19 protein-coding genes and 1 pseudogene are annotated in these 26,655 nt (G+C 60.8%); 13 read left to right on the top strand and 7 right to left on the bottom strand.

Annotated elements, in window-relative coordinates; translation table 11 throughout:
• Positions 1-115: 115 nt before the first annotated feature.
• Together ACKVY0_RS25990 and ACKVY0_RS25985 are read left to right on the top strand one after the other, a co-directional pair.
• Positions 116-898, top strand: a complete 783-nt coding sequence (locus tag ACKVY0_RS25990; RefSeq protein ID WP_409217783.1) for an ABC transporter permease — start codon at positions 116-118, stop codon at positions 896-898.
• 96 nt (positions 899-994) lie between these two features.
• Complete coding sequence (locus ACKVY0_RS25985; protein ID WP_409217782.1) at positions 995-1,642, top strand: ATP-binding cassette domain-containing protein; 648 nt, start codon at positions 995-997, stop codon at positions 1,640-1,642.
• Here ACKVY0_RS25985 and ACKVY0_RS25980 read toward each other — a convergent pair.
• Positions 1,639-3,573 (bottom strand): matrixin family metalloprotease, encoded by a 1,935-nt coding sequence (locus ACKVY0_RS25980; protein ID WP_409217781.1) that lies wholly within the window; start codon positions 3,571-3,573, stop codon positions 1,639-1,641. The two genes, ACKVY0_RS25985 and ACKVY0_RS25980, sit on opposite strands and share 4 nt — an antisense overlap.
• A gap of 167 nt (positions 3,574-3,740) precedes the next feature.
• Between ACKVY0_RS25980 and ACKVY0_RS25975 the strand changes: the two genes are divergently transcribed.
• From ACKVY0_RS25975 to ACKVY0_RS25965, 3 genes are all read left to right on the top strand, one after another.
• Entirely contained in the window at positions 3,741-8,447 is a 4,707-nt protein-coding gene (locus ACKVY0_RS25975; protein ID WP_409217780.1) for a tetratricopeptide repeat protein, read from the top strand.
• A 74-nt stretch (positions 8,448-8,521) separates the two neighbouring features.
• On the top strand, positions 8,522-9,985 hold the full coding sequence (locus ACKVY0_RS25970; protein ID WP_409217779.1) for a hypothetical protein: 1,464 nt from the start codon (positions 8,522-8,524) through the stop codon (positions 9,983-9,985).
• Positions 9,986-10,008: 23 nt separating this feature from the next.
• On the top strand, positions 10,009-11,529 hold the full coding sequence (locus ACKVY0_RS25965) for a GTPase domain-containing protein (protein WP_409217778.1): 1,521 nt from the start codon (positions 10,009-10,011) through the stop codon (positions 11,527-11,529).
• 9 nt (positions 11,530-11,538) lie between these two features.
• Here the strand turns inward: ACKVY0_RS25965 and chrA are convergent, their stop codons facing one another.
• Positions 11,539-12,822 (bottom strand): chromate efflux transporter, encoded by a 1,284-nt coding sequence (gene chrA / locus ACKVY0_RS25960; RefSeq protein ID WP_409217777.1) that lies wholly within the window; start codon positions 12,820-12,822, stop codon positions 11,539-11,541.
• Between the two features lie 73 nt (positions 12,823-12,895).
• Complete coding sequence (locus ACKVY0_RS25955; protein ID WP_409217776.1) at positions 12,896-15,712, bottom strand: PSD1 and planctomycete cytochrome C domain-containing protein; 2,817 nt, start codon at positions 15,710-15,712, stop codon at positions 12,896-12,898.
• Positions 15,713-15,778: 66 nt separating this feature from the next.
• On the opposite strand from ACKVY0_RS25955, the gene ACKVY0_RS25950 reads away from it, so the two are divergent.
• A complete protein-coding gene (locus ACKVY0_RS25950; protein ID WP_409217775.1) occupies positions 15,779-16,915 on the top strand; it encodes a M20 family metallopeptidase in 1,137 nt (378 codons plus the stop codon).
• 4 nt (positions 16,916-16,919) lie between these two features.
• On the opposite strand, the gene rpoN is transcribed toward ACKVY0_RS25950, so the two are convergent.
• The 3 genes from rpoN to ACKVY0_RS25935 all read right to left on the bottom strand — a co-directional run bounded on the left by rpoN (position 16,920) and on the right by ACKVY0_RS25935 (position 21,544).
• Positions 16,920-18,338 (bottom strand): RNA polymerase factor sigma-54, encoded by a 1,419-nt coding sequence (gene rpoN / locus ACKVY0_RS25945; protein ID WP_409217774.1) that lies wholly within the window; start codon positions 18,336-18,338, stop codon positions 16,920-16,922.
• A gap of 169 nt (positions 18,339-18,507) precedes the next feature.
• On the bottom strand, positions 18,508-19,413 hold the full coding sequence (locus ACKVY0_RS25940; RefSeq protein WP_409217773.1) for a hypothetical protein: 906 nt from the start codon (positions 19,411-19,413) through the stop codon (positions 18,508-18,510).
• 163 nt (positions 19,414-19,576) lie between these two features.
• Positions 19,577-21,544 (bottom strand): phospho-sugar mutase, encoded by a 1,968-nt coding sequence (locus ACKVY0_RS25935; RefSeq protein WP_409217772.1) that lies wholly within the window; start codon positions 21,542-21,544, stop codon positions 19,577-19,579.
• A 169-nt stretch (positions 21,545-21,713) separates the two neighbouring features.
• Between ACKVY0_RS25935 and ACKVY0_RS25930 the strand changes: the two genes are divergently transcribed.
• The 3 genes from ACKVY0_RS25930 to ACKVY0_RS25920 are packed head-to-tail and all read left to right on the top strand — an operon-like array spanning position 21,714 to position 23,939.
• A complete protein-coding gene (locus tag ACKVY0_RS25930) occupies positions 21,714-22,769 on the top strand; it encodes an SPFH domain-containing protein (RefSeq protein ID WP_409217771.1) in 1,056 nt (351 codons plus the stop codon).
• Between the two features lie 19 nt (positions 22,770-22,788).
• A complete protein-coding gene (locus tag ACKVY0_RS25925) occupies positions 22,789-23,376 on the top strand; it encodes a sigma-70 family RNA polymerase sigma factor (RefSeq protein WP_409217770.1) in 588 nt (195 codons plus the stop codon).
• The gene (locus ACKVY0_RS25920; RefSeq protein ID WP_409217769.1) at positions 23,373-23,939 is read left to right on the top strand and encodes a hypothetical protein; all 567 of its coding nucleotides are present in this window, start codon (positions 23,373-23,375) and stop codon (positions 23,937-23,939) included. The genes ACKVY0_RS25925 and ACKVY0_RS25920 overlap by 4 nt, the downstream gene beginning before the upstream one ends.
• A gap of 13 nt (positions 23,940-23,952) precedes the next feature.
• Here the strand turns inward: ACKVY0_RS25920 and ACKVY0_RS25915 are convergent, their stop codons facing one another.
• Positions 23,953-24,612, bottom strand: coding sequence for a Uma2 family endonuclease (locus tag ACKVY0_RS25915; protein WP_409217768.1), 660 nt, complete (start codon positions 24,610-24,612; stop codon positions 23,953-23,955).
• A 150-nt stretch (positions 24,613-24,762) separates the two neighbouring features.
• On the opposite strand from ACKVY0_RS25915, the gene ACKVY0_RS25910 reads away from it, so the two are divergent.
• The 4 genes and pseudogenes from ACKVY0_RS25910 (at position 24,763) to ACKVY0_RS25895 (ending at position 26,544) form a co-directional block, all read left to right on the top strand.
• Positions 24,763-24,993, top strand: coding sequence for a hypothetical protein (locus tag ACKVY0_RS25910; protein WP_409217767.1), 231 nt, complete (start codon positions 24,763-24,765; stop codon positions 24,991-24,993).
• A gap of 79 nt (positions 24,994-25,072) precedes the next feature.
• A complete protein-coding gene (locus ACKVY0_RS25905) occupies positions 25,073-25,237 on the top strand; it encodes a hypothetical protein (protein WP_409217766.1) in 165 nt (54 codons plus the stop codon).
• Positions 25,215-25,553 (top strand): annotated as a pseudogene (locus ACKVY0_RS25900) (OmpA family protein); the annotation flags it as partial. The gene ACKVY0_RS25905 and the pseudogene ACKVY0_RS25900, both read left to right, overlap by 23 nt.
• 196 nt (positions 25,554-25,749) lie before the next feature.
• Complete coding sequence (locus ACKVY0_RS25895) at positions 25,750-26,544, top strand: carbon-nitrogen family hydrolase (RefSeq protein WP_409217765.1); 795 nt, start codon at positions 25,750-25,752, stop codon at positions 26,542-26,544.
• The last annotated feature ends 111 nt before the right edge of the window (positions 26,545-26,655 follow it).

Raw genomic sequence — 26,655 nt, 5'->3', positions numbered from 1 at the left:
CTGCTAACATCAGCCGGAAAGGGCGGGATGCGGCGCTGCGGGTGCATGCAGGCAATAACCAGCGGATGATCTTTTGCCTGAAGTGAAATGCAGACTAGCTTGGAATTTCTTCAGCATGTCCCTCAACCGTTCCAATCTCTGCTGGCTGGTGCTCGTCCTCATCACGGCGGCCTACCTGCTTTTCTGGGCACTGCTGCTGGGAGCCACGGCATCCTATAGCACGCCGGAGTCGTGGCTGAAGGTGCTGATGTCGCCGGAGATCCGGCATGCGACGTGGCTGAGTCTCGTGACGTGCTCGCTGGCCGCGGGATTCGCGCTGCTGCTGGCGGTGCCGGTGGGGTATCTGATGTCGCGTCGTGAGTTTCGCGGCAAATCGTGGCTGGATGCGGCGCTGGACATCCCGATCATCCTGCCACCGCTGGTGGTGGGGCTGTGTTTGCTGATCTTTTTCCAGACTCGCATCGGCAAGGTGATCGAGATGGCGATTCCCTTCACCTATCAAGTCAGCGGCGTGGTGCTGGCGCAGTTCGTGGTGGCGGCGGCGTTTGCGATCCGTACGATGCGCGGGACGTTTCAGCATCTCTCGGCGCGGCCCGAGGATGTGGCACTGACACTGGGCTGCACGCGGTTTCAAGCCCTGTGGCATGTGGCGCTGCCGGCGGCACGGCGCGGCATGGTGGCGGCGTTTTGCATCGCCTGGGCGCGCAGTTTGGGTGAATTCGGGCCGATCCTCGTCTTTGCGGGTGCCACGCGCATGAAGACCGAGGTGCTGCCGACGACGGTCTGGCTCGAACTCAGCGTGGGAAATCTCGAAGCCGCCGTGGCGGTGAGTTTGTTCATGGTGCTGCTGGCCGTGCTGGTGCTGGTGGTGGTGCGTGCGACGGGGGAAAAAGTATGAACCTTGGTTGATAGCGGTTGGTTGATAGTTGATGGCCTGCCGCGAACCGAATCCGACTCTCAACCACCCACTTTAAACCATCAACTCCGCTGCCGAATGATTCAGCTCGAACAACTCACCTGGAAGGTCGCGGGCCGCACGATCCTGGAGGACGTGACGGTGTCTATTCCCGCGAATACCTATGCCGTGCTCATGGGATCGACCGGTTGCGGCAAAACCACGCTGCTGGAGATACTCTGCGGCTTGCGTGAGCCAACTTCAGGCCGTGTGATCTTGGATGGCGTTGATGTCACGCATTTGGAACCGCGTGAGCGTGGCATCGGCTATGTGCCGCAGGATCTGGCGTTGTTTCCCGGTTTCCGCGTGCGCGAACAGATCGGCTTTGCCCCGAAACTGCGTGGTGTACCGCCCGACGAGCTCAATCAACGCGTGAATCGACTCGCCGAGCAGTTTGGCATCACCCATCTGCTCAATCGCCTGCCCGACATGCTGTCCGGCGGCGAAAAACAGCGCGTGGCCTTGGCTCGCGCTCTCGCGGCACAACCCAAACTGCTGCTGCTTGATGAACCGCTCTCAGCGCTCGATGAAAGCATGCGTGCCGAGGCCGTTTCGCTGCTCCAGCGCGTGCAATCCGAGCATGCGCTCACCGTGCTGCACGTCACCCACTCCAGCAGCGAGGCTGCCGCTCTTGGACACCTGCATCTGCGCATGACTGGCGGGCGGCTGGTGGTGATGTCGGCCTAAGGCGAGAACTGCACTCGATAAAACTTCCGTGCGGTGGCTGTGGGAATGAAAGTGCCGGCGGACTGACCGGTGCTGGTGGTGGGCAGGACGGGGTTGCCGAAGCGTGTCCAGGTGATCAGATCCGTCGAGGATTCGATGGTGTAGAGCAAATACGGCGTGGCCGACCATTGCAGGGAGGCGGCATCAAACGACAGCGTCTGGAGCCGCGAGGCCGCATCCACCGGATTGGTGCCACTGCGGAATTCGGCGAGGTTGCTCAAGCCGTCGCCGTCCTTGTCATCGCCCGCACGGCTGAGCGTGCCGGCGCTGGGGGTGATGGAGCCGAAGTGCGTGGTCATCCAACTGTCCGGCAGGCCGTCTTCCGCACCGGAGGGAAGGGTGTCTTCGTAGATGGCGGTGATGCGCACGCGCGACCAGGGCGAGCAGTTCACGCCATCGGAGAAGCGCACCCACTTGAGCACATAGAAGGAGGAAGTGGCCGGATCGACGCTGGCGTCGCCAAAGTAGCCTGCCTGGGTCACCTTCATCGTATTGCCGGTGAAACTCAGCGCTCCTGCCGAACCTGACGAGGGACCGGTGGTGACGAGCGTCAGCGCGGCGGAGGCCGTCTGGAGATCGCAGCCGAAGAGCTGGATTTCATTGATGCCGACCACCGTGGTGATGGCGGAAGGAGCCGAGACCATGGGCATGATGCGGTCATAGGAATAGGGCGGCGTATCCAGCGGCGGGTGCACCTTTTGAATCACCGGGCCGTCGTAGCTGCCCAGCGTGGCGCCACGGCCATCGGCATGTGCCTGAAAGTACATCATGGCCTGCTTCAAGGTGGTGTCGGACTCTGCGGCATTCTCGCTGGAGTGCGCCATGCCCAGCGCGTGGCCGACTTCATGGCAAAGCACCTCCGCGAAGGTGGCCAGGGTTTGCATGGAGGTGGCGGTGTGTTTGAGCACGATGTAGCCGCGGGTCGTTTTATGAAACTCGAGGCCGTTCACCTGCCCGCCGCCGCCGCCGGTGGCGGAGAAGTTGCTACTGACATTGGTGAAGGCACGCCCGCCGATGCCCAGCGTGGTGCCGCCGGTGATCTCGCTATGCAGATCGTGCAGTTGGATGCGCAGCCGCTCATCGGAGACATTCACCGAGGCTGCGGATGTGCCGAAATTTTGCAATCCGTCATAGCGAAAGGTGACACCCGTCACCGCGCTCCACGCCGCCAGCGCCTGGCTCACCGCCGTGAGCGCCTGCTCCTGCGTGATGCCTGCGGGCAATGCCTGGGTATCGACGAGATAGCCGATGGCTTCGCCGCGATCAGGCACCACCAGCCGTGCCGGAAGGCCGCTGCCATCCACCAGAAGTCCCGTGGCGTTCGACGGCGTGCCAGAGTTTGCCTGCTGGCTGCCGGTTTCACTGCTGAAATCGCTGCCCGTGATCGGTGTGGTGGTTGCAGCGCCTGCGCTTGCGGCAAGCTGACGCACGCGGCGCAGTTTCTGCTCGCTGGCAAAGCGGCGACCGCGTGGCGCGGTGCCAATGGCCTCGGCTCCGGCGAAACCCCGCAGCAGTTCCAGCGAACCATCCGCACGCCGAATGACATGGAGCAGACGTTCGTCACCCACGGCAAAAGCACCCGCCAGGCCGTTGGATTCGCCTTCACCATCGATGACACCACCGCGTTGGATCACCGTGAAGGTGGCGGGAAAGGTGCCTTTGATCGCTTCGAGCACTGTGATCTGCATGCGGGTGAAGATGCCACCGCGTTGCGGATGCCGGAACGCCTCGATGCTGGCGATCCTGCCCCGGCAGATGCCCAGAGCGGAACGGACGTCATCCGCTTCCGTCGTTGGTGCCAGCGACGAAGCCGCTGCGCCTGCTGCTGAGAGCAGCAGTGCTGCCAGCATTCCAGCAACGGACCCAGGGAGAGAAAAACGGTGGCTAATCATGGTCGGATCATGCCACAGCCGCGCAATGCCTGACAAGTCTGCAAAGCTGAAAATATCAGCAGCCGGCATCCTGCTCTCAGCGAAGAATCATTCGTGAAAATGCAATCTGCGATTGGAATAAGCACGCAAGGCTTGCCCGGCGACGCTGATACAGGCTATATGGCGGCATGAGAATCTTAACCGCATTCATCATGGCCTGCTGTTTGGTGGGATGGCTGCCCGCACAGACGGTGAAGCGAGATGCCGCCGCCTGCGTGCAGGCCTTGCAGGCTGCGATTGATCGAGGTGAGACGAACGCGGAGGCGCTCCTTGACCTCACGGAGTCATGCATCCTGGAAGGACAGGCCGCTACCGCGCAGCGGATGTTGCTCGCGCTGCATGATGGAGCCAGCGACCCTCATGTGAAGCTCGCATTGCTGCGGCCGTTGAAATGGGCGGCGGGGGCGGCGTGGAAAATGCCAGAGCTGGTGAAACTCTTTGCCGCGAGGCATGATGCGCAGCCCGGCTCGGCGCTTGCCTGTCTGGAACATGCGGAGGTCGAAGGCGCCTCCCATTCTTATCCCGCTCAGCGGGCCAATCTCACTAAAGCCGCCACTCTTGGCCTGGGAGACGAGGCTTTGCTGCGCGAGGTCGTGGACCGCCAGGAGGAGGCGGGGTTTTGGGATGATGCTCTGAGCACGGCAGAGAGCTGGGCGCAGCGCCATGCGACACCGCAGGCCAAGTGCCGCCTAGCGTGCCTGCATTTGATTGTCGGCGACGACGCTCGCGCATGGGCGCTGGCGTCAGAGGCCGTCAAAGACTCGCGCCTGGCTGCTGGCGATCTGCAAGAACTGGCGCGAGTGGCCTGCGAGCTGCACGCATGGGAACATGTGGCCGTACTGCTCACGGACGCATTACTGAAGTTCTCACGGCATCTCGGCTTGCTCAGTCTCCAGGCGGTGGCTTTGGAAGAAGCTGGGCGTGATGACGCGGCTGCGAAGGCTTTCCTTCATCTGCTCAGCACGCGTGAGGCTTTGGTGGTCGAGCCTGCGGTGCCATCGCCGGTAAGCGGCTCAGGCAACCTGGCCGAGATTCGCAGCCGGGATTTCAGCGACCAGCCTCCAGGCACGCGTGACTTTGTGTTGCATGAGGCATGGTCGTCGCTCGCGTATGTGCATCGTGCCGCGCCGCCGTCGATCGGAGACCGGTTCATGCGACATCTGGAGAATGTGGTGCATGTGCCTGTCGCGCAGGATGAGGCGCGCATCTTTGCGCTGCTGCATCTGTGGGCGCTGAATGCCAGTGGTGCCAAAGTCTTGGCAGAAGACATCAAGCGTGAGATGGCGGCGGCAGGCATGTCACATCTGGCGCTCAATACTGAGCCAGGCGGCGGCAAACCTGTTGAGATTGCTGATGTGTTGAAAAAGAACCCGGACAATGAAGCGCTGCACGCCTGGTGGCTGGGCATGTGGCACGGAAGGCTTTCCAGCGCGTACATGCAGGTCATGCAGCATTGCGTGGACCTGTTCGCGGGCCGTTATCCGGTGCTGGCCTTCACTGCGGCGAAGCAGCTCGCGAATTCTTCCAGCCCTGAGCAGGAGCGTTATCAGCAGCAGGCGCTCACTTTGTTTCAGGTCATCAGCAAGACCTTGACTCCCTTCGTGCTGAGCACGGTATATCGACAGGTGGAGGAGACGAAGACTTGGAAAAACGCGGCGGCTTGGCAGGACGCGACCATCGCGGTGCAAGAACGCGCTGCAAGGGAACTGCCGGATGATTGGGTGCTGCCGCGCACTCGCGTGCAGAGCCGTTATGAAGTTGTTTTGGGTTGGTTGGTGAGTTTGGAGGCAAGCCAATGGTGGGAGCAATACGCCCGCGCCTTGGAAGAGGAAGCGCGGCATCAGGCACCGACGGGATGGATCATTCAGCATAGTCCCTTCGGGAGTTATGGGCAGGGATCACCCTTGCTCGGTAAGGATGGAGTGCGTTTCCCCAATGTCCTGCTTCGCTGGCCACAGAGTCTGATCGAAACCTTCGGCGTGTTTCACGATGTAAAAACGCGTGCCAGCAGCCTCTATCATCCGAAGGGGCCATGGATCGGCATGTTGCGTGATCCCTGGCTGAAGCTGGTTGCGCAGTGGCGTCATGGCGAGGCTGCGGCGGCCCGCGCTGAGATGGAGCGGCGGCTGGCAAAGCCTGATGCGACACTCGCGGACTTGTGGCTTGGTGCCTGGCTGGCCTGGGAGGCCGACACACAGTTTGCTGATGAAGCGGCTGAGCAAGCAGCCATTCGACTCGCTGCGGAGCGTCTGGCAAAAGCGGCGACTTTTCCGCTGGAGGGAATCGTGCGCAGCTATCTGGATGCCGCGCTGCTGCGAGCCGTGCTGGCGCTGCATGAGCGCCCGCCTGCTCTTGTTGCGGCGGCGCATGATGCTGCGAAGCGGTTTTGCTCCGGCACGCTGGCAAGCGAGTATGACGGCAAAGACTTGAAGATTGCTTTCGAGACACTGGGCTTCACCCATGAGGCTGCGTTGGTCGAAAAAATCCCCGTGGTGCCGCATCCGAATGAATCTCTTGCCCGCATTCATGGTCCTGTGCCCGCTAGCACGCTGGCATGCCTGCGCAGATCACCGCCACGAACTGATGTTGATGACCGTCAGGGCAAAAAAGCACTGAGTGCTGACATCCAGGTGCGTGAGGCCATGCGACAGCTTCATCAGCTCCGTCCAGACAGCGGCTGGGGTGGCCTGGATGGCCGGCTCATGGAGCAATGGAAGACAGGCGGCATTTGGGATGCCGTACTTGCCGCTGCAAAGCCGCAGGACGGAGCGACTGCGCGCGAACTCCTGCGCGCAGGCCAGGATTTTGAGCTGCTGCGCCAGCCTGAGACCGCACGCCAGCATTACGAGACCGCTTTGCAATTGAGTGAGCGCCTCGACGAAGCCCGCGTCCGTTTGGTGATCTTGGCGCTGCCAGAACGAGGCGAGGCAGCGCTCGCGTTGCTGAAAGAAATTAAAGCGGAGAGCATCGGCCCGCTCTTGGAAAAACTGGGCGGCATGGCTTCATCGTATTCGCGTGAGAATCGAACGGCCCAGGCCGACGCTACCATGAATCTGCTGACGCGCTGGCTCCAGCATCTCACGGAGTCATGCGGCGAGCTGCCGACATCCTCCACACTTCCATTGCAACACCTGATGCTGGATTCATCCGAGCGAAGTGCGGAGCTGTGTCGCACAGCCCTAGCTTTCCGCGAGCTTGCCGACATCGCCTTCGGCAGCATCGCCGAAGATGCGCTGAGAAAGAAACGTCCTCTCACTGATGCCGCGGTGCTCGCGAGAGACTTGCTCAAGGCAAAAGCAGTGTGGGCGCGTGAGCCGCAGCGATCATTTAGTTCTACTTCGCCTACGAGCGCGGCATTGCCAGCAGACGGCGTCGTCACACAGCCTGGCGCTGCGCTCATTCTGGTGTGGGATGCCTGGCAGCGTCAGGCGGGGCAGGAAGTGGAGAGCACGATCCTGCCGCTGCTGAGTGAAACGGGGAAGATCGACGAGGCGGCCGTTCGCGCTGGCGCGGCCTTGTTCTTCTGCGCGCCGGACCAGTTTGTCGAGACCGCCGGGCGTTTTTTGCAGAATGAGCAAGCGCGGAGGATTTTCACCGGTCACAGTTTCACCGACCGCTTTTTTGCAGGAGGCACGCTGGACTTCATCACGCTGGTGTGGCGCTTGCGAAAGCTTGATGTGTCGCTTGAAGGCTTGTTCTTAGCAGAACTGGCAAAGCCGGAGACAGCAGCAAGTTCGCTGGAGGCGCTGGCCGGATACATCGGGCTGGAGGAGCATATGACTGTGCCGCAGGCCCGTAGTTTCGTGCGGGGTCTGCGTGATCTGCTCGTGGATCCTGATCCAGCACGTCGCAGGGCGTTCATTGGCAGCGTGCGTGAGAGTGGCAGCTATACGCCAGTGCCGGAGCGCTGGCAGCGGCAATCGCCCGTGCCTCCAGGCACCGTTCAGTACGTCTCATGGTTGCGGAAGCTCCTCGCCGAGCCGCGCACCTGTCGCGCGGCGTTGGAGATGGCGGTGGAGGACGGACTTGCGGGAGACCGTCAATGGCGTGCCAACGATCTGCGTGGCGCATTTTGGGAGTTGGACAAGCATGGCCCGCAGCACCTTGTCGCGTTGCTTGATGGCTTCGCCATGCTGGCCCCTGCCAAAGAATTCCGCACTTGGGCGATGGAGCCTGATCCGAGCGGCTCGTTGTTTGACACAGCCGTTGATACTCTCATAGGCGACGGCAAAGTGTCGAAGCCAGCCCTTGAGATGGTGAAAGCAATCCAGCCTGAGACATTTGGCACCGGCATGATCATGGCCTGGGCGGCGGCGGAGAAAGCGACGGATGAATCTGGGCGAAAGGATGCCTTCCTGCGCTTCGTGAAAGCTCATGGCGTGGAGTTCAAACTCATTCCTGCGGAGCATTGGCAAGAGATCGGGGTGTTTCTCAAAAGTCTCGGCGGCTGGAGCAAGCCGTGGCATCTTTCTGCGGAAGAGAAAGTGACACTCGCGCCCGTCGTCGAGGCGCAAGGCCGCTATCTGGCATGGTTTGCCGGGCAGGTCATGGCTGTGAATCACTGGGACGATTTCCACCGTTCAGGTTATGCGTTCATCGAGCTTTCAAGTCATGCATTCATCAGCCTCGCGGAGGCTGAACCAACCAGGGCATCTGCGCTTGCGGTGAAGGTTTTGGAGCTGCTTGAAAAACCAGCCAGGATTCCTGATCCGCACTTCTACAACACACCCGAAAATCCACGGCGTGACTGGTTGTTCTATGCAGCGGAGACATCTGCGGGCAAGGCGGTGCTCCGCGCCCTGGTCAAAGCAGAGGAGATCGACAAAGTGAGATGAAACGAGTTTCCGCAGATGATGGATTGGCATCCGCTCGAAGCCGCGTTTAGTGTGCGCAAAATCACCCCCCCCGCATGGATTGGAATGAATGGCAGCGCGTGCTGAAATGGCGCGCACTCGAAGAAGGCGATGCCGATGGCGTTCTCGTCAATGCGGAGCGTCGTCGCGAGGCAACGGTGTACACGCGGGCCGGGCTGGCGTCCGAGGAGGTCAAGGGGGATGCGCTGGATGAGCGGTCCGCGTCGTTTCTCGACAAACGGGCCGAGTGGCTGGACCGCGAGGCGGTGGGCTGGCGCGGGGAATTGATCCGGGTGCTGGAACTGCTGCGCGTGCCGCAAGGGCGTTGGTCGTGGGCGCTCATTGGCTGGGCGCTGGTATTGATCACCGGCTACTGGCTTTCGGATTTGGGCCAATCGAACGAGTTCAACCTGCTGGCGTTGCCGTTGATCGGTTTGCTGGCCTGGAACGCGGTGGTGATCGTGCTGGGCGTGTTGTTTGAGCTGATGCCTGCTTCGCCGGTGACGGGGCACGGCGGCTGGCTGGCGGAATTTTTGGCGAATGGCATCTCGCGTGTCGGCAAGGCGTCGAAGGCGGTCGAAAGCGGCGTCGCAGCGGCGGTGCGGGCACGGTTTGAAGAACTCGCGTGGCCGCTGGCCTGGCGGCGGTTGCAGCTGCGCCTGCGCGTGTGGCTGCATGTGGCTGCGGCGCTGCTGGCGCTCGGCGGCGCGGTGGCGCTGTATGCGCGCGGCTGGTCGCGTGAGTATCGCGCGGTGTGGGAAAGCACGCTGCTGAGCAAGGATCAAGCGGGTGTGTTCTTTGAAACCTTGTTCAAACCGGCTTCGAATGTGCTGCGCAGGCCTGTGCCGTTGGATCAGATCGCCGGCATGCATCGCACGGCAGGCAAGGCGGCGACACCGGCTCCGGCGTTGCCGTGGATTCATCTGTATGCGGGAACGATGCTGGTGCTGATCGTGGTGCCGCGGCTGTTGCTCGCTGGCATCAGTGCGGCACGCTGTGGGCGGGGGATCACCCGCAGCGCACGTTCATTGAGCTGGGGCAATCATGTGCGCGGCTTGATTCGTGCCGTGGAAGGCGGGGATGAGCGCATTCAGGTGCTGGTGCATGCGATGGAGCCGACAGCGACGCATCGCGAGGTGTGGGATCGTGGCGTGCGCGGGCGTTTCGGCGGCATGGCACGGGCGGAGTATGTGCGCATCCCGGCGGGCGATGAAGATGAGTTTGCCGCCGCGTGGCAGCCGGTGTCGGCGAATCTGGTGATGCTGTTCAACATGGCGACCACGCCGGAAGCCGAAGTACAGCGTCGTCTGGTTTCCGATGTGCGGCAGCGCCTGCTCACGAAGCATGCGGAGCCGGAATTGATCGTGCTGCTCGACGGCACGAGCCTCGCTGGCCGCTGGTCGGCGGAGAAAATCGCGGGGCGCGAGCAGTTGTGGTCGCAGATGGTCGAAGGTCTCGCGTCTGAAGTGATTGTGGCCGTGCGCAAAGAATCCACACGCGCAAACCCGCCGGTGTCGTAATGTTTCCCAAGTTTTTGTCTCTCGTGCCTGCTCTCTTTTCCAGAACCAAAGCCGCCAGTCCTCCCGACAAGCAGGGGGGTGAGCTGAACGTGCGTGATGCGTCCGACATCGTCACGCTGAGTCTGATTTCGCATACGAATGCCGGCAAGACGACGCTGGCCCGCACGCTGCTGCGCCGTGACGTGGGCGAGGTGCGCGATGCGCCGCATGTGACGCTGTTTAACGAATCGCACACGCTGCTGGAGTCCGGCGGCTTCATGCTGCGGCTGTGGGACACGCCGGGTTTTGGCGACAGCGCACGATTGATGAAGCGCCTGAAACGTGAACGCAGCCCGGTGCTGTGGTTTTTGTCGCAGACCTGGGATCGCATCACCGACAAGCCGTTGTGGTGCAGTCAGCAGGCTTTGAAAAATGTGCGCGATGAGGCGGATGTGGTGCTCTATCTCGTCAACGCTGCCGAACCGCCTGAGGCGGCGGGTTACATCGGCCCGGAGATGGAAATTCTCGGCTGGGTGGAGAAGCCAGTCGTCGTGCTGCTCAATCAAACTGGGACACAAGGTAGCCCTGCACTGGAAGCGGCGGAGCTGGAGTCGTGGCGGGAGCATTTGCAGCAGTTTGAGATCGTGCGTGATGTGCTGACGCTCGATGCCTTCGCCCGCTGCTGGGTGCAGGAGGACAAGCTCATGGAATCGCTGGCACCGTTGATGCAGGGCTCGAAAATTCCGAGCTTCCTGCAAATCAAACGCGCCTGGGCGCAGCGCAACGTGAGCGTGTTTCAAACCTCCGTGCGCCTGATCTCCGAACAGCTCACCGCAGCACTGTTTGACGGTGTGGATGTGCGCAGCGAGACGCTGCTGGAGCGTGTGGGCTGGCAGCGCGATGAATTGAACCGCGAGTACAACGATGCGCGGCAAAAACTCGCCACACAGCTCGCAGATCGCATCGAACAGACGACGAACAACCTCATCGAAGCGCATGGCTTGAAGGGCGAGGCCGGTCACGAACTCAGTCAGGTCGCCCGCGAGCATTTTCATCTGCCGCAGGCCGTTTCGGAGAACATCTGGGGTGTGCTGGGCAGTTTCGCCGGCGGCGCGATGGGCGGACTCATCGCCGATCTCAAACTCGGCGGCATGACCTTCGGTGGCGGTGCGCTGCTCGGTGGCATCGCTTCCGGTATCGGCGCTTACGCATTGATTCGCAGCTACAACCTCGTGCGTGGCAGTGATCAGCGTCTGCGCTGGTCGCGCGAGCATTTCCGCGAGCAGGTGAAGCTGGCATTCCTTACCTATCTCGCGGTCTGCCATTTCGGTCGCGGCCGTGGCGAGTGGAAGGAAAGCGCACAGCCGCAGCACTGGCATGCAACCGTCGATGCCGTGACCGATCTGCACGCGGATGCCCTGGATTACCTGTGGAAATCTGGCGTGCAAAAAGACACCCAGCCTGCCGCGCTGTCCCGCCAGGCACATCAATTGACCGGCGACTGCATGGTCGCGCTACTGGAACGATTGTATCCAGGTGTTAATGCAGCTTCGTGGCGTGCTTGAGCCGCAGATTCAGCCGAGAACCAACAGCTTCAGCAGCCCCAGGGCGGCACATGCGCCGATGACGGGCATTAGGCCGATTTTGAAGCGCTGCATGGCAATGAAGGCCAGCACGGCGAGCATGGCGACGAAGACATCAAAGCCACCGTGTGCGGGCCAGAGCGCATGCGTGGTGAACTGTGCGCCGAGATTGAGGATGACGCCGACCACGGCTGCGGTGATGGCGGTGAGCGCGGCGCTGAGGCGGGGTTGCTCGCCGAGTTTTTCAATGTGCGGTGCGCCGAGGAAGATGAAGAGGAAGCACGGCAGAAAAGTGGTCCAGGTGGTGATGAGCGCACCGAGCGTGGCTCCCGCCAGCGGTGTGAGTGTGCCGGGATGCTGCCAGCCGCCGACGAAGCCGACGAATTGCAGCACCATGATGAGCGGCCCAGGTGTGGTCTCGGCAAGGGCGAGTCCGCTCATCATCTGCGGGTGCGAAAGCCAGCCGTGATGCTCGACGGCCTGCTGCGCGACATACGGCAGCACCGCATACGCACCGCCGAAGGTGACGAGCGCAGCCTTGCTGAAGAAGAGCCCCTGCTGCGCCTGCGTGCTGCTCCAACCGAGCCACCACGCGATGCCAAAGACAGGAAGCCACCAAAGCGTGAGGCACAGTGTGTTGATGCTGAAGCTGCGTGACCATGTTGCGCGCGGTGCGGGCGGAAGTTCGAGGGCTGGGGCGGTGTCCATGGCCGCACCGTGGCCTTTGCCAGCGGGGAACTGTTTTGGAGCTGCACGATTGCCGATGTAGCCGAGCAAGGCGGCACCGAGCACGATGAAGACGAATGAAACATGGAAGAAATAGATGGAGATGAATGACAGCGCTGCCACGGCCCAGAGCGTGGGGCTTTTGAGCGCTTTCTTGCCGATGCGCAGCACTGCTTCAGCCACGACGGCGATCACTGCGCCCAGCAGGCCGTGAAAAATCGACGCCAGCCACGGCAGGTGTCCACCGGCCATGTAAAGCCAGCTCAAGCCGAAGAGAATGAAGACGGACGGCAGCACAAACAACGCACCGGCCGCGATGCCGCCTTTTGCACCATGCAAACGCCAGCCAAGATACGTGGCGAGCTGTTGCGCCTCGGGGCCGGGCAGCAACATGCAGAAATTCAGCGCATGCAGGAAATGTGCGTCACTGATCCAGCGGCGCTTGTCCACCAGCTCCTTGTGCATGATGGCGATCTGCCCCGCAGGTCCGCCGAAGCTGATGCAGCCGAGTTTGAGCCAGTAGCGCAAGGCTGCGGCGAAGGTGGGCATGGCTGGGCGCGATCCATCGTGACTCATGATGATGCCATGCCAGAGTTCGATGCCGTTTCAACGGCATAAACTCTCAACGGAGGTAGATGAACTCGTTGCTCATCATGAGCGCTTGGCAGAACTGCGTCCAGGTTTGCTGTTCACGCTTGTCGGAGTCCTGCTGGCTGGAGTTGAGCGTGGCGTTGGTGGCGGTGAGGTAGTTTTCAGCGCGACGTAGATCGTCGGCGGTGACTTCGCGGGCAAAGGCGATGCGGTAGGCGGCGCGGAGTCGCTGTTCTTGGTCTGGAGATGTTTTGAAGAGGCGTTGCGCGAAGGCTTGGGCGGCGTCAGTGGCGAGATCGCTGTTCATGAGCAGCAGCGCCTGCGGGGAGACGACGGTGCTGTTGCGCAGGCCGGTGGAGGTCGAAGGATCGGGGTAGTCGAACTGCTGGAAGAGGTCGTAGAGGTTGTTGCGAATGATGGGCAGGTAAAGCGCGCGGCGGGTGCTGCCGTAGGTGGTGAAGTCCTTGGAGGTGTGATTGAAGACGAACTCGCGATTGCGCCGCGGTATCGTTTTGCCACCGATGGAGGTGTCGAGACTCTCTGCGACATCAAGCAGTGCATCGCGGATTTCTTCGGCCTCAAGACGGCGCACGGGGAAGTGCCAAAGGAGTCGGTTTTCGGGATCAACGTCCTGGGCGTGGCGTTGCAAGTGCTCAGTGCTCAGTGCTGAGTGCTTAGACTGAGAACTGAGCACTGAGCACTGAGCACTGGATTGTTGATACGTCCGCGAACTCATGATGAGCCGGTGCATGTCCTTGAAGCTCCAGCCATTGGTGGTGAACCAGCGTGCCAGCCAGTCGAGCAGTTCAGGCTGCGTGGGCTTTAGGCCAAGGAGGCCGAAGTTGTCCGTCGTCGCGACGATGCCCTGGTTGAAATGCCAGGTCCAGATGCGGTTGGCGATGACGCGTGAGGTGAGCGGATGTTCCGGGCTGGCGAGCCAGCGGGCGAGTTCGAGGCGTCCGCTGTGATCGATCGGGAACTGCGCTTGCGGTTTTTGTGCTGCTTGAACGACTTGGATGAAGCCGCGTGGGATCGGCTTTCCCAGCGCGAGATGATTGCCACGAATGTGGATGGGCAGTTCCTTGAGAATCTTGGACGATTCTGACACCGCCAGCGTGGTGGGCAGATCGGGGAGATTGCTCTCGGTGGTCATCATGGTGTCCTTCAAGGCGCGGACTTTGTCGGCGGTCTCTTTGGGATAAAGAATGATCGGCTCGGGTGGCAACGCGAGGAAACCGGCGGTTTTGTCCAGTTCAGCACGGGCTTGATGCAGCAGGGAATCCTCCACTTTGTCCTTTGGATTGATTTTGAGCTTCGCGGCAGCGGTGAAAATCGCGACGAAGTAAGGACGGAGACTGTGGGCATTGCCGGTGGCCTCAACCGCGTCCTGCCACGGTTTGAAGAAGGTGTTTGACTCATTGGCGGCGAGATAGACGCGGCAGTTCAGCAGCACATGCGCACGCAGGCCGTGTTGGTCCGACACAGGTTTCACCTGACTCAAAGTGGGAGCGACGGGCAGTTCAGCGGCGGCCATGAGGTAATCTGCGGCCTTACCATGCACTTCATCCCGCAGCGCCTTGTTGGCGGCGGCTTCAGCCTTGGTGACGGCTTCCTTTTGCTCTTTGAGAATGCGTTCGGAGGATTTGACGGCGGCGAAGTCATCAAGCGATCCCATGGGCGATTCGTACGCGGTGCTCAGCGCACCGATGCGGTCCACGCTGAAGCTCTGCGTGCTCTTGAAGATGGCGGCGAGCGCGTAGTAGTCGTCCTGCGGGATGGGGTCGAACTTGTGATCATGACAGCGCACGCAGCCGAGCGTGAGGCCCATGAAGGCGCGGCCCATGACGTCGATCTGCTCATCGACGACATCCATTGTGAGTTTGTCCTTGTCCGGTTCGGCGAGCACTTTCGCTCCGAGATTGAGAAAGGCGGTGGCGGTGATGCGCTCGTGGCGCGTGGGAATGTCTTTTGATTCCAGCAGATCACCCGCGAGCTGCTCGGTGAGGAATTGGTCGAACGGTTTGTCCGCGTTGATCGATTTCACCACATAGTCGCGGTAACGCCACGCCGTGCCGAGAGCGATGTTTTCATCGAGGCCATTCGAATCGGAGTAGCGGGCGACATCAAGCCAGTGGCGGCCCCATTTTTCACCGTATTGCGGTGAACGCAGGAGACGATCCACGACTTTGGCAAAGGCATCAGGTGAGTTGTCGGCGAGGAAGGCATCGACTTCTGCTGGCGTGGGCGGCAGGCCGGTGAGATCGAAGGTGGCACGGCGGATGAGCGTGCGTTTGTCAGCGGGCGGAGCGAGTGCGAGGCCTTTCTCGGCGAGTTTTTCGCTGATGAAAGCGTCAATGGGGTTGGATGCTTTGACTGCGGGCACTTTGGGCTTTGTGATGGGTCTGAAGGCCCAGTGCTTACGGCCTTCCTTGAGATCAATCACGCGCGGGGCGGCTGGTTTGGCGGATGCGATGGCTTCACGCGGATCTGGCGCACCCATTTTGACCCATTCCTCGAACGCGCGCACTTCGGTGGCTGGCAGCGCGCCTTTCGGCGGCATTTGCAGATCTTGATTGTGATAGCGGACGGATTCAATGAGGCGGCTCTTGTCGGGATTACCAGCGATGAGCGCGGGGCCGTTGTCGCCGCCTTTGAGCACGGCGTCGCGTGAGTCGAGCCGCAGACCGCCTTTGTGTTTGCCGGATTCGACGGAGTGGCACTCGTAGCAGCGGTTGATCAGCAGAGGACGGATCGTGGTTTCAAAGAAGGCGATCTTGTCGGCATCGCCAGCAGTCGCACTGCTGGCATGCAGAGCGAGGATGAGGGTGATGGCTGCTGCGATCTTCATCTGTGAAAAAAATACGCTGCGGCAGTGGGCTTCTTGCCGTTTGGGGCGGTGTGGCTAGGCTTTGGCATGTCTCCCGTGCTCCAAACCCTCGCCGACCTCGTGCGCATCAATAGCATCAACAGCTCATATGAGGGCGGGCCGGGAGAAAAAGAAGTAGCGGCGTATGTGCGGTGCTTTTTTGAGCAGCGTGGCATTCAAGTATGGGAGCAGGAGGTGTTTCCAGGGCGCAACAATGTCATCGCTTGTGTTCCGGGGCGTGATCCATCGCGTCGGATCGTCTTCGAGGCGCATATGGACACAGTCTCGATCAAAGGCATGACGATTGACCCGTTCGATCCGGTGATTCGCGACGGGAAGCTCCACGGACGTGGTGCCGTCGATGACAAGGCCGGTCTGGCCGCGATGATGCATGCCGTGGCGGATATTCATGCGAGCGGCGAACTGCCGCCATGCGAGGTCTGGCTCGCGGCCGTGGTGGATGAGGAGTTTTCCTTCCGTGGCGTGGTCAAACTCTGCGAAGGTCTCAAAGCCGATGCCGCAGTGGTCGCAGAACCGACTGAATTCAAATGTGTGATCGCCAGCAAGGGCGTTCTGCGCTGGCGCATTCGCACCAAGGGCAAGGCGGCGCATAGTGCAAAGCCACATCTTGGCATCAACGCGATCACCGCCATGTCGCGCATCGTGCTGGCTCTGAACGAAGATCACGAACGCATGCAGCAGGTGCAGCACCCGCTGCTGGGGCCGGGCACCTGCAACGTGGGCGTCATCCATGGCGGTGTGCAGGTGAATTTCGTGCCCGATGAGGCGGTGATCGAGATTGATCGGCGCTTGCTGCCCGGTGAGGAGGTCGAGGCGGTGCTCGCCCATTATCAATCGCTGCTCGCCGCACTGATGAAACAGCATCCCGATGTGATCGCCGAGATGGAACAGCCGATGCTGCAGGACTGGTCGTTCCAAACCGATGCCAACGCCCCGCTGGTTCAACTCTCCCGTGACGTGTTGCGCGGGATGAATCGCGAAGACAGCGTCAGCGGCGTGCCGTTTGGCAGTGATGCGAGCAAGTTCTCACGCCTGGGCATTCCCACGATTCTGTTTGGTCCTGGCAGCATCGATCAGGCGCATGCAGCCATTGAATACGTCGAGTGTGACGAGGTGGAGGCAGCACAGGCGTTTTACACGCAGATTGCGCGGCGTTTTACCTGAGCGCTCACGAGAACGATTTGCGCAGGTGGCTGGGCAGGATGCCGAGCGCTTCGCGATATTTGGCCACAGTGCGGCGGGCGACCTTGATGCCCTGCTTGTCGAGCAGTTTTCCGAGTTTGTCGTCGCTGAGTGGCTTCTGCTTCGGCTCCGACTTGATGAGGTCGGCGATGGCGTTTTTGACGCTGGTGTTGCTCAAATCGTCGCCGGACTCGGTTCTCACGCCGTGTGAGAAAAAGAACTTCATGTCGAAGACACCGTGTGGTGTGGCGATGTATTTCCCAGCGATGGCACGGCTGACGGTGGTTTCATGCACGCCGACTTCATCGGCTACGGTGGCCATGTTCAGCGGGCGCTGAAAGCTGGTGCCTTTTTCCAGGAATTCGCGCTGGTATTTGACGATCTGCGTGGCGATGCGGTGGATCGTCTGCTGGCGCTGATGGATCGAGCGGATGAGGAATTTGCCGCTGCGGATTTTGTCGCGCACGTAGTTGCGCACTTCGCCGGTGTTGCCGGGTTGGCTGAGCAGGTCCTTGTAGGTGTTGCTGATGCGCAGATGCGGCAGGTCGTCGTTGGTCATCACGGCCACCCACTCGCGGCCCTGACGTTCAACGACGACATCGGGAGTGACGTAGTTGTTGGAGGAGACGGCGAAGCGCTGCGCCGGGCGCGGATCGAGCGTGCTGATGAAGTCAGCGCCGCGGGAAATTTGCTCCAGCGGCACACCGAGTTGGCGGGCAAGGATGGGGTAGCGCTTGTTGGCGAGGTCGTCGATGTATTGATCGACCAGCCGCCATGCGAGGCTTTGCTTTTTACCGAGACGCTCGAGCTGCACGAGCAGGCATTCGCGCAAGTCCTCGGAGCCGACGCCGACTGGGTCGAAACTTTGCAGCAGCTTCTTGGCGATGCGCAGTTCGTCGATGGGAATCGCATGCTGGAGACTCAGGTCATCAATGCGGGTGTTGAGGAAACCGCGATCATCCAAATTACCGATGAGGAACTCGACCTGCGGGATGACTTTCGGCTTGGCGTCAGAGGTGTGTAGCTGTGAGAGCAGATGTTCCTGCAAGGTGGTGGGCGTGACGATGGAATCCATCATGAATTGCCAGCGCTCTTGGTCATCGCTGCGGCGCGCGGTGGTTTGCTGCCGGCTTTGCTGCCAGTATTCGCGCCATTCATCGTCCATTTGCGTGAGAGCGTCGATGTCGCTGTCATCGACGCTGCGGTCATCAGGATCATCAGGAATGGCGTCCTGAATCGAGGTTTCGGGCGCTTCGAGTTCGAGCACCGGATTGATTTCGACCTCCTGCTGAATGATCTGGCGCAGCTCCAATGTCGGTGCCTGCAAAATCTGCAAGCTCTGCTGCATCTGTGGCCCGATGGCGAGCTTTTGAGACTGAATCTGCTGGAGTCCGTGGTCGGCCATGAATGGGTTGGTGGGACAGCGAAGTGCTGGCCCGACACCTTAGCAAGCAAACCGCGGGCCATTGACTGATTTATTTTAAAAATCTGAAAATTGAGCTGTCACTGGCATAAAACTGAAAACCCCGGCAATCACCGGGGTTTCCAAAGGTAAGCGTGGAAATCAGCAGAGTTCAGGGGACCTCGAAGACTTTCTGCGTCGTCGGGTCAAGTGCCAGTGAACCGCTTTCGAGGCCGGTGATGTCGAGTTCCTTGTAAGGCGGGTAGGGGCTGATCACCCGGCCCGGCTTCGCTGTTTTTTTGCCCTTCAAGAACGAGCCTGAAGCGCTGCTGGAGGCGGTGGAAGGTTGTTCAGGCGCGGATTCAGAGCGGCGCGTGGTTGTCGGCGGCGGTGAATCCGTGGCCGGCTGCTGTGTGCGAGTTGTGGCGGAGGATTTGCTCGGTGTCTTCACGGGCGTTTCGTTCACTTTGGGTGGCGTATATTTGCGCGTGCTGCTCGCTGTTGATGATTTGCTCGGCGTAGATGGTGCGGGCGTCGTGCTTTTGGTCTGAGGCACCGGCTGTTGTATGCGTGAAGGGTTAACAGGTTGCTGTTGCGGCGGGTAGTTATAGCGCGGCTGCGCTTGCTGCTGCTGTTGCGGGTATTGGTATTGGGAGCCGGGCAGCGGCAGCGGTTGTTGCTGAGGATAATTGGGCACCTGATTCTGGCGTGGGGTGGCATCGAGGCTGTAGCCACCGTTGAGGCCGTAGCCCTGCGGTTGGTTGTCATAGCCGGTGGGATCCTGGCCATAGAAGAGACGGCGTACCATCTCGCTCATACGCTTGCCGAACTTGGGCAGGAATTGGATTGGGCTTTCATACTGTGTCTGTGGCTGCGGTTGTTGCGAATAGCCGTAGCCTTGCGGTGCCGCTTGATAAGGTTGCTGGTAGCTCGGCGGCGGTGCAGGCTGGCTGTATTGTGGCTGTTGCGGATACCCGCCCGGTGCCTGCGGATAATAACGCTGCTGTGTCTGGGCCGCAGCCGTTGATACGATGCCAAGCGCGGCACACAGACTCGCGAGAAGGGGTCGAGTATTCATATTGGTTAATAGTTCTTAAATTTCTGACTTCTTCAAGCCGCATTTTCCCGGAGATGCCGGTCACGGGCTGGGCATTGCGGCCATGATAGACGAACGCGGCTGAAGATTGTTCAGCCGCATTGTTGTGCGCCGCGTGCGCGTCAGAATTTGTGCTGGCGCTGGCTTATGCAGCCAGGCGGACATCAATGTCCTGTTCCAACCAGGCCCACATGCTGGTCAGGCTGTCAGTGACTTTCACCTTCGCGGTGTTGAGTTCATCACTGCTGAGCTTCTGGCCTGCGGCGGGGACGCTGCGGCCAAACATGTAATACTTGATCTTCGGCTCGGTGCCGGAGGGGCGCACGGCAAAGCTGCGGCCATCAGCGAGATCGACAAAGAGCATTTTCTCCTTCGAGACGATGTCTCCTTCCTCATCCTTGATCTCATCCTTGCGGAAGTCGCGCACATTGGCCACGGCGGAGCCATCGACCTCTTTGGGCGGGTTCGCGCCGTAGCTGTCGGCGAGTTTGGCGATCTGCGCGGCACCGGCTGCACCTTCAAAAACCTTGTTCTGGTTCACCTCGAGGAAGTAACCGATCTCGCAGTACACTTCATCAAGCAAATCCGGCACCGTGAGGCCACGGCTGGCGGCGTAGGCGGCGAGTTCGGCAAACATGACGACGGCACCGTTGCCATCTTTGTCGCGGCTGAAGTCATCGCCCATGTAGCCGTAGCTTTCCTCACCGCCGAAGACGAGGAACTTGCTGTGCTTGAGCCGCATGGCGCGGCTTTCGACAGCGTTGAGGTCGCGATAGCGGTTCAAAACGTCGTTTGGCAGGGCCGCCTCGTATTTCGACAGCTTCGCGCTGATCCATTTGAAGCCGGTGAGCGTGTTCACGCAGCCGACAGCGAATTTCGCGGCGATGGCGTCCTGCATCGGGCTGGTGACATAGGTTTTCAGCAGCACGGCGTGGCTCTTGTTGGCTTCCGTGAGAATGGCGAGTTCAAACATCGTCTTGAGACGATACCAAGCCATGAGCGAGCCGACTTGATTGCCGGTGAGCAGCACCATCTCGCCTTTAGCATCACGCACGCCCACGCCCATACGGTCGCAGTCAGGATCGGTGCCGATGACAATGTCCGCGCCTTCCTTGTTGGCGAGATCGACCGCCATTTTCAAAGCCGGGGCGTTTTCAGGATTCGGTGATTTCACGGTGGGGAAACGGCCGTCACGCACGTCCTGCTCGGGCACGGTGAGGAAGTTGAAGCCGAGTTTTTTCAGCAGCACGGGCACCAGAACGCCGCCGGTGCCGTGCAGTGCGGTAAAGACGATTTTGAGCTTCTTCGCCTCCTCTTTTTCGAGGAGTTCGGGCTGTAGCATCATCGTTTCGACGCGGGCGAGGTACTTCTGGTCCATCTCGTTGCCGAGCGTGGTGAGCTTGCCGCGCTGGGCCTCGGGCAGGGAAACGTATTCCTCACCCTTGATGGCGTTCACTTCCTTGATGATGCCGGTGGCATGCGGCTCAACGATGCCGGCACCGTCGTTGAAATTCACCTTGTAGCCGTTGTCATGCGCCGGGTTGTGCGAGGCGGTGAGCATCACGCCCGCGTCAGCACGGAGCTGGCGCACGGCGAAGGACATCTCCGGCGTGGCACGGCAGCCGTCGAAGAGATAAACGTTCGCGCCGTGGTCCATCGCGATCTTCGCGCAGAACTTCGCGAACTCCGGGGAGAAATGGCGGGTATCATGCGCGAACACGACGCTTGGCTTGCCAGTGAGTTTGGCATTGGTGCGGTAGTTCTTGATGTAGGTCACGAGGCCGCGGGTGGCGCGGCTCACGTTGTAGAAGTTCATCGCGTTCGTGCCGACGCAGGGCAGTTCCGGGCGTTCGTCCGCAGCAGCGCTGCCGCGTTCGGCCTTCGTGACCACTTTGCCGATCGTCCGTCCACGCAGGCCGCCGGTGCCGAATTTCAGCGCCTGGAAGAAGCGGTCGTTCAGTTCCTCCCACTGGCCGGCGTTGGCGAGTTCCTCAATGCTGGCGCGATACAGCGGGTTGTCGCTGGCCGCGAGCAAGGCGCGGATGTTGTCGTGGCTGGCAGTGAGGAGCTGACCGGAGTCGGCGGCGGCTTGGAGGCTGGTGGCGAAAGACATACGAGGCGTGGATGTTAGCCAGCACGCAGCGGAATCAATCAGCAATCCATCCCCGCAAGTGCGGGGGACGATTTACCAAACCGTTCCCGGATTTGCACTCGCCAAATCGAAACGGACTCTCTACACTCCGCCCGCCTCGAAAAAAACCAACACTTCACCACACACGACTATGGGCCTGATGGATTACCTCAAAGGACAGTTCCTGGAAATCATCCAGTGGACGGACGATTCACGCGACACGCTGGCCTGGTGCTTCCCGGACGAGGACAAGGAAATCAAACGCGGCGCCCAGCTCATCGTGCGCGAGTCGCAGGTGGCGCAGTTTGTCTATCTCGGCCAGTTCGGCGACACCTTCGGCCCCGGCCAGCACACGCTGACCACCGACAACATCCCGATCCTCTCGACGTTGAAAGGCTGGAAGTACGGTTTCGAGTCGCCCTTCAAGGCGGACGTGTATTACGTCACCACGCGCCTGTTCACCGGCAACAAATGGGGCACCAGCAACCCCATCATGATGCGCGACCAGGACTTCGGCATCGTCCGCGTGCGCGCCTTCGGCACCTTTGACTTCAGAATCACCGATCCGAAGCTCTTCCTCAAGGAAGTCGCCGGTTCGGACCATCATTTCCGCCTGGATGAATTCGCCGACACGATGCGCAGCCGCATCATCAGCGTGTTCACCGATGCGCTCGCCACCGCCAAGGTGCCGGTGCTCGATCTCGCCACCCGCTACTCCGAACTCGGCGATGCGCTGCTGCCGATCATCAATCCCATCACCCAGGGCAAGTACGGCATCGAAATCGCCAGCTTCATCCTCGAAAACGCCAGCGTGCCGCCGGAAGTCGAGGCCGCCATCGACAAGCGCAGCAGCATGAGCGCCGTCGGCAACCTGAACGACTACGTGAAGTTCCAGATGGCCGAAGGCATGGCCAAAGGCGGTGGCGGACCCGCCGGAGCCGCTGCGGAGATCGCGATGGGCTTTGGCATGGCGCAGAACATGATGGCGCAGGGCGTCTTCAATCCCAATCAAGCCGCCACCCCGCCACCGCTGCCCACCGCCGCTCCCGCCGTGGACATCCTCACGCCCGCGCAGGTCGCCCAATCGCTCGGTGTTACCGAAGCCGATGTCATCTCCAGCATCGATGGCGGTCAGATCAAGGCGAAGAAGATCGGCACCCAGTACCGCATCACCAAGGCGGCGCTGGATGAGTTTTTGGCGCAGTAGCAAGGATGGCCGATGCTCTATGGTGCTGCCTTCGCCCAGTCTGAACGAGCTTCGAGCAAGCGATGAGCACAGCAGCGCTGTCGCTTGGAACGCGGCCTATCCACTGCTGTGGGAGACGGGGATGCGCATCGCCTGCATCCGGCTGGCGGGAGAGCGCTTTGCGCAAGACCGGGAGGATCTCGTCAGCACGGCGCTCCAGCAGCTCATTCGTGGGCTGATGGAGGGAAAAGCAGAAAGTTTCAATCAAATCGCCACCTGGGACGATTGTCTCGGTATGACCCGCCATATCATCCGCCAGCGCATCATCGACTTTCTTCGCTCCCGTGAGCGCAGCCGGGAAGATGCCGTGGAGGAACTGCCGGAGGTCATTGCGGACACGCCCAACTCACTGCGCTTCAATTTGGACGAACTCCTCCGCGAGGTGGACTGTCTGGAGCCCAATCCGCCGCTGCCACAGGTGTTTCGGGATCGTTTTATGGACGGTTGGAGCACGGATGAAATCGCCGCACGTCGCAGCATGAATCGCAACACGCTGCTCAGCCACTTCGCGAAAGGCTTCCGCGTGCTGCGGGAGCGGCTCACCCGACTGGAGGGCATCACCGCATGAATTCAGACGATCCTTTCCGTGAAAATGCCGACCTCATCCGCGCCATTGAGGATGCGCCACCGCGTGGCGGCATGATCGTGCCTGAGCGCGTGCTCTTTGACTTGGAGGAAACGCGCAGCGCCGCCCGTCGTCGGCCCGCCACTTTTTTCACCCGGCATTCGGCCGCTCTTCGACTTGCTGCTGTCCTGACTTTCTTCGCCGGTCTCACCTGGCTTATCATGCCGCATGGCGTCCCCACCGCCCATGTCACCATCACCTCGCCTGGCGATGAGATTACCAATACACAGCCCGTCATCGCCTGGAACTCGCAGGACAAGCCAGGTCAGAAGTATGATGTATGGATTCTCCCCGCCGAAGGAGATCATCTCACCGCCCCGGTGCTGTTCGTGACGAAGGGTGTCACCTCGCCCGTCACTTTTGATTCCCTCAAGCCGGGCAAGGGTATCACCGACATCGTGCTCCAGCCGGGCACAGATTACCGTGTGCTCGTTTGTCTGGCCGATGCCGGGCGCATGGCCGGTGTGCCGGTGCCGTTCAAGGTCAAGGCTGCCGAGACACGCTAAACGCTCAGCCGCTTCACTGCGCCGCCCAAATTTCCCGCATGATGCGGGCGTTCTCCGCCTCATCAAAGATCGCACGGACCGGAATCTCGAAGCCTGGAACGACATCACTGCTCAGCAGGCCATCGCCCTGCGCTGCCGCTGGTGGATAGGCGTTGCCCGCCAGCCGGTAGAGTTCCACCGTTGCCGCGACTGGATCGATGATCCAATACTCCGCCACGCCATGCAGGGCGTAGTCCTGGAACTTGATGCCGCGATCACGCTTCGAGGTGGAGGGCGAAAGCACCTCAACGACCAGATCGGGGATGGGAAACTTCAGCGTGTCAGGGGCGATGCTGGCGGCTTTGGCCAAGCCGAAGAAGATCACGTCCGGCTCGTAATCGTTGCGTGGAAAGCTGGTCATGGCCTTCTCGTGTCGCACGAGGCCGAGCTGATGCACGCGCACGAAAGCGCTAAGCAGGTCGTAGGTGTGCTGGCTGGCCGTGAGGTGTCGGTTCAGCGCGGGCGAGTGCATGATGATTTCCCCCTGGATGAACTCCCATTTGTGCTCTGGCGTGATGTCCGCATAAAACTTCTCCCGCAGCGCCTGCTCACGGTCGAAGGCAAGCTGTGCCTCGCGAATCAGCTCCGGCAGCTCCGGCGAAGCCAGCATGGCATCAAGGATGGTCGAATTCATGGTCAGAATCATGCCTCAAGACGTTGGAGGTGTAAAGCCGGTGAAAAAAACCTCACTTTCCCTCAATCAAACTTTCCGGCCCGGCGATTGGCCCTGTGAACGCGGCACTCACGCCGCGTGAAATTCGAAATCATCAACACATCCATCGCCATGAAAACACTGCTCACTCTCCTCATCCTCGCCACCGCCGTTCCTGCTGCCAAGGCGGACTACTGTCGCCCCTACGTCACCCACACCTGCGTGGTGTGCAGCCGCACGGAGTGCCGCTGGGCCACCAACTCCTGTGGTCGTCGTTACAGCTATGAGGTGAGGATCGTCACCTACCGCAGCTACTACAGCAACGGCCAGACCAGCACCTTTGCCCGCAGCTACCGCGCGTGATTGAACCGCGTGCCCGTGGCGCGGAGACCAGCTCCGCGCCACGCTTGCCTTTCTTTGCAAAACCTTCATTCTCCCGCCCATGAAACGGATCGTCTTCTTCGCCTTGGCTCTCAGTCTCGGCTCCCTGCACGCCCAGAGCGCCGCACCGCTGGATACCGCAGCCGCGAAGGCCACGCTCAGCACCCGCATTCGCAATCCGGCTGAAGAGCACCGCGGCCATTGTGAAGCGCAGTTATGGCCGTAGTGCCACGAAGGGCCTGGATGTCGAGATTCTGGAGCGTGCCGACGGTACCATCGAAGAACATCCGTATGTGGCTGTGCCCATTCTCTTTGTGCGCGGCTCGGATCAACTGCTCGATGACGTCTCCCGCACCAACGTGCAAAAGGCAGCCGCTTTGCTGCGTGACCTGACTGCGCAGGGCGGCAGCTTCACCATCCAGGGCCACACCAGCGCCGAGGGCGACCGCGCCACGAACCAGCAACTCTCCGCCGACCGTGCCGCAAAGATTCACGCTATGCTGCTCAGCGCTGGCTTGGAGGCAAAAAAACTCACCCAGGCCGGCTTCGGCCCCGACTGCGCCACCTTCCCCTCCTCCGCCCCCGAGCACCAGCTCCAGCAGGACCGCCGCGTGCTCATCGTCCGCAACAACAAACTACCCGCTTTGGCTTTGCAGTCTCGTCCCTGGTCTTGCCGAAGCCACCAACTTACTGCACTACAGACTTCCTTTTCGACCGTTTTCAGCCTTGTATGCCTGCATGCCCGACAGCCTCGCCGTCCACCTCATTCAAATCAACTCCCTTTGGGAAGATCGCCCTGCCAATCACGCCAAGGCACGGCAACTCATCGCCGCTGTAAATCCGCAGCCCGGTTCACTCATCATCCTGCCGGAAACCTTCTCCACCGGCTTCAGCATGAACCTCTCCGTCACCGCTGAGCCCGAAGGTGGCCCAACGGAACAATTCCTGCGCGAAATCGCCGCTAAATACCAAAGCTGCGTCATTGGCGGAGTCGTGACTCAAACCGCCGACGGACGCGGCATGAATCAATCCCTCGCCATCTCTCCTGCTGGCACTGTCCTCTCCCGCTACACCAAAAATCACCCCTTCAGCATGGGTGGCGAGTGCCAAGTCCATGTCGCAGGCACCAGCGTCAGTCTTTTTGAATGGCAAGGCCTCCGCATTGCCCCGCTCATCTGCTACGACCTGCGCTTTCCTGAACTCACCCGCACAGCGGTGCGTGCCGGAGCCGAAATGCTCATCTACATCGCCGCCTGGCCGGTGAAACGCATCCAGCATTGGGTCACGCTGCTCCAGGCCCGCGCCATCGAAAACCTCTGCTACGTCATCGGCGTCAACCGTTGCGGCACCGACCCCCAGTTCACCTACACTGGCCGCAGCCTCGTCGTCGATCCCCACGGCATCATCATCGCCGACGCCGCCGAGCAGGAACGCGTCATCAACGCCCAAATTGATCCCGCCATCGTCCGCGACTGGCGCTCTCAGTTTCCAGCGCTCAAAGACGCGGGGTTAATGACGAATCAATGTCATTAAGTTAAGGACAGCACATGAATGAATGCCGCAGATTCAGGAAAACCACAGATTAGACGATTCAGGCGAGAAATCTGCGGCTTCCCTGAATCTGCGGCAATCCCTTCTTAACTT

Origin of the sequence: Prosthecobacter sp. (assembly GCF_046154365.1) — a bacterium.
Lineage (GTDB): Bacteria > Verrucomicrobiota > Verrucomicrobiia > Verrucomicrobiales > Verrucomicrobiaceae > Prosthecobacter.
This window is presented reverse-complemented; position numbering and strand designations above follow the sequence as displayed.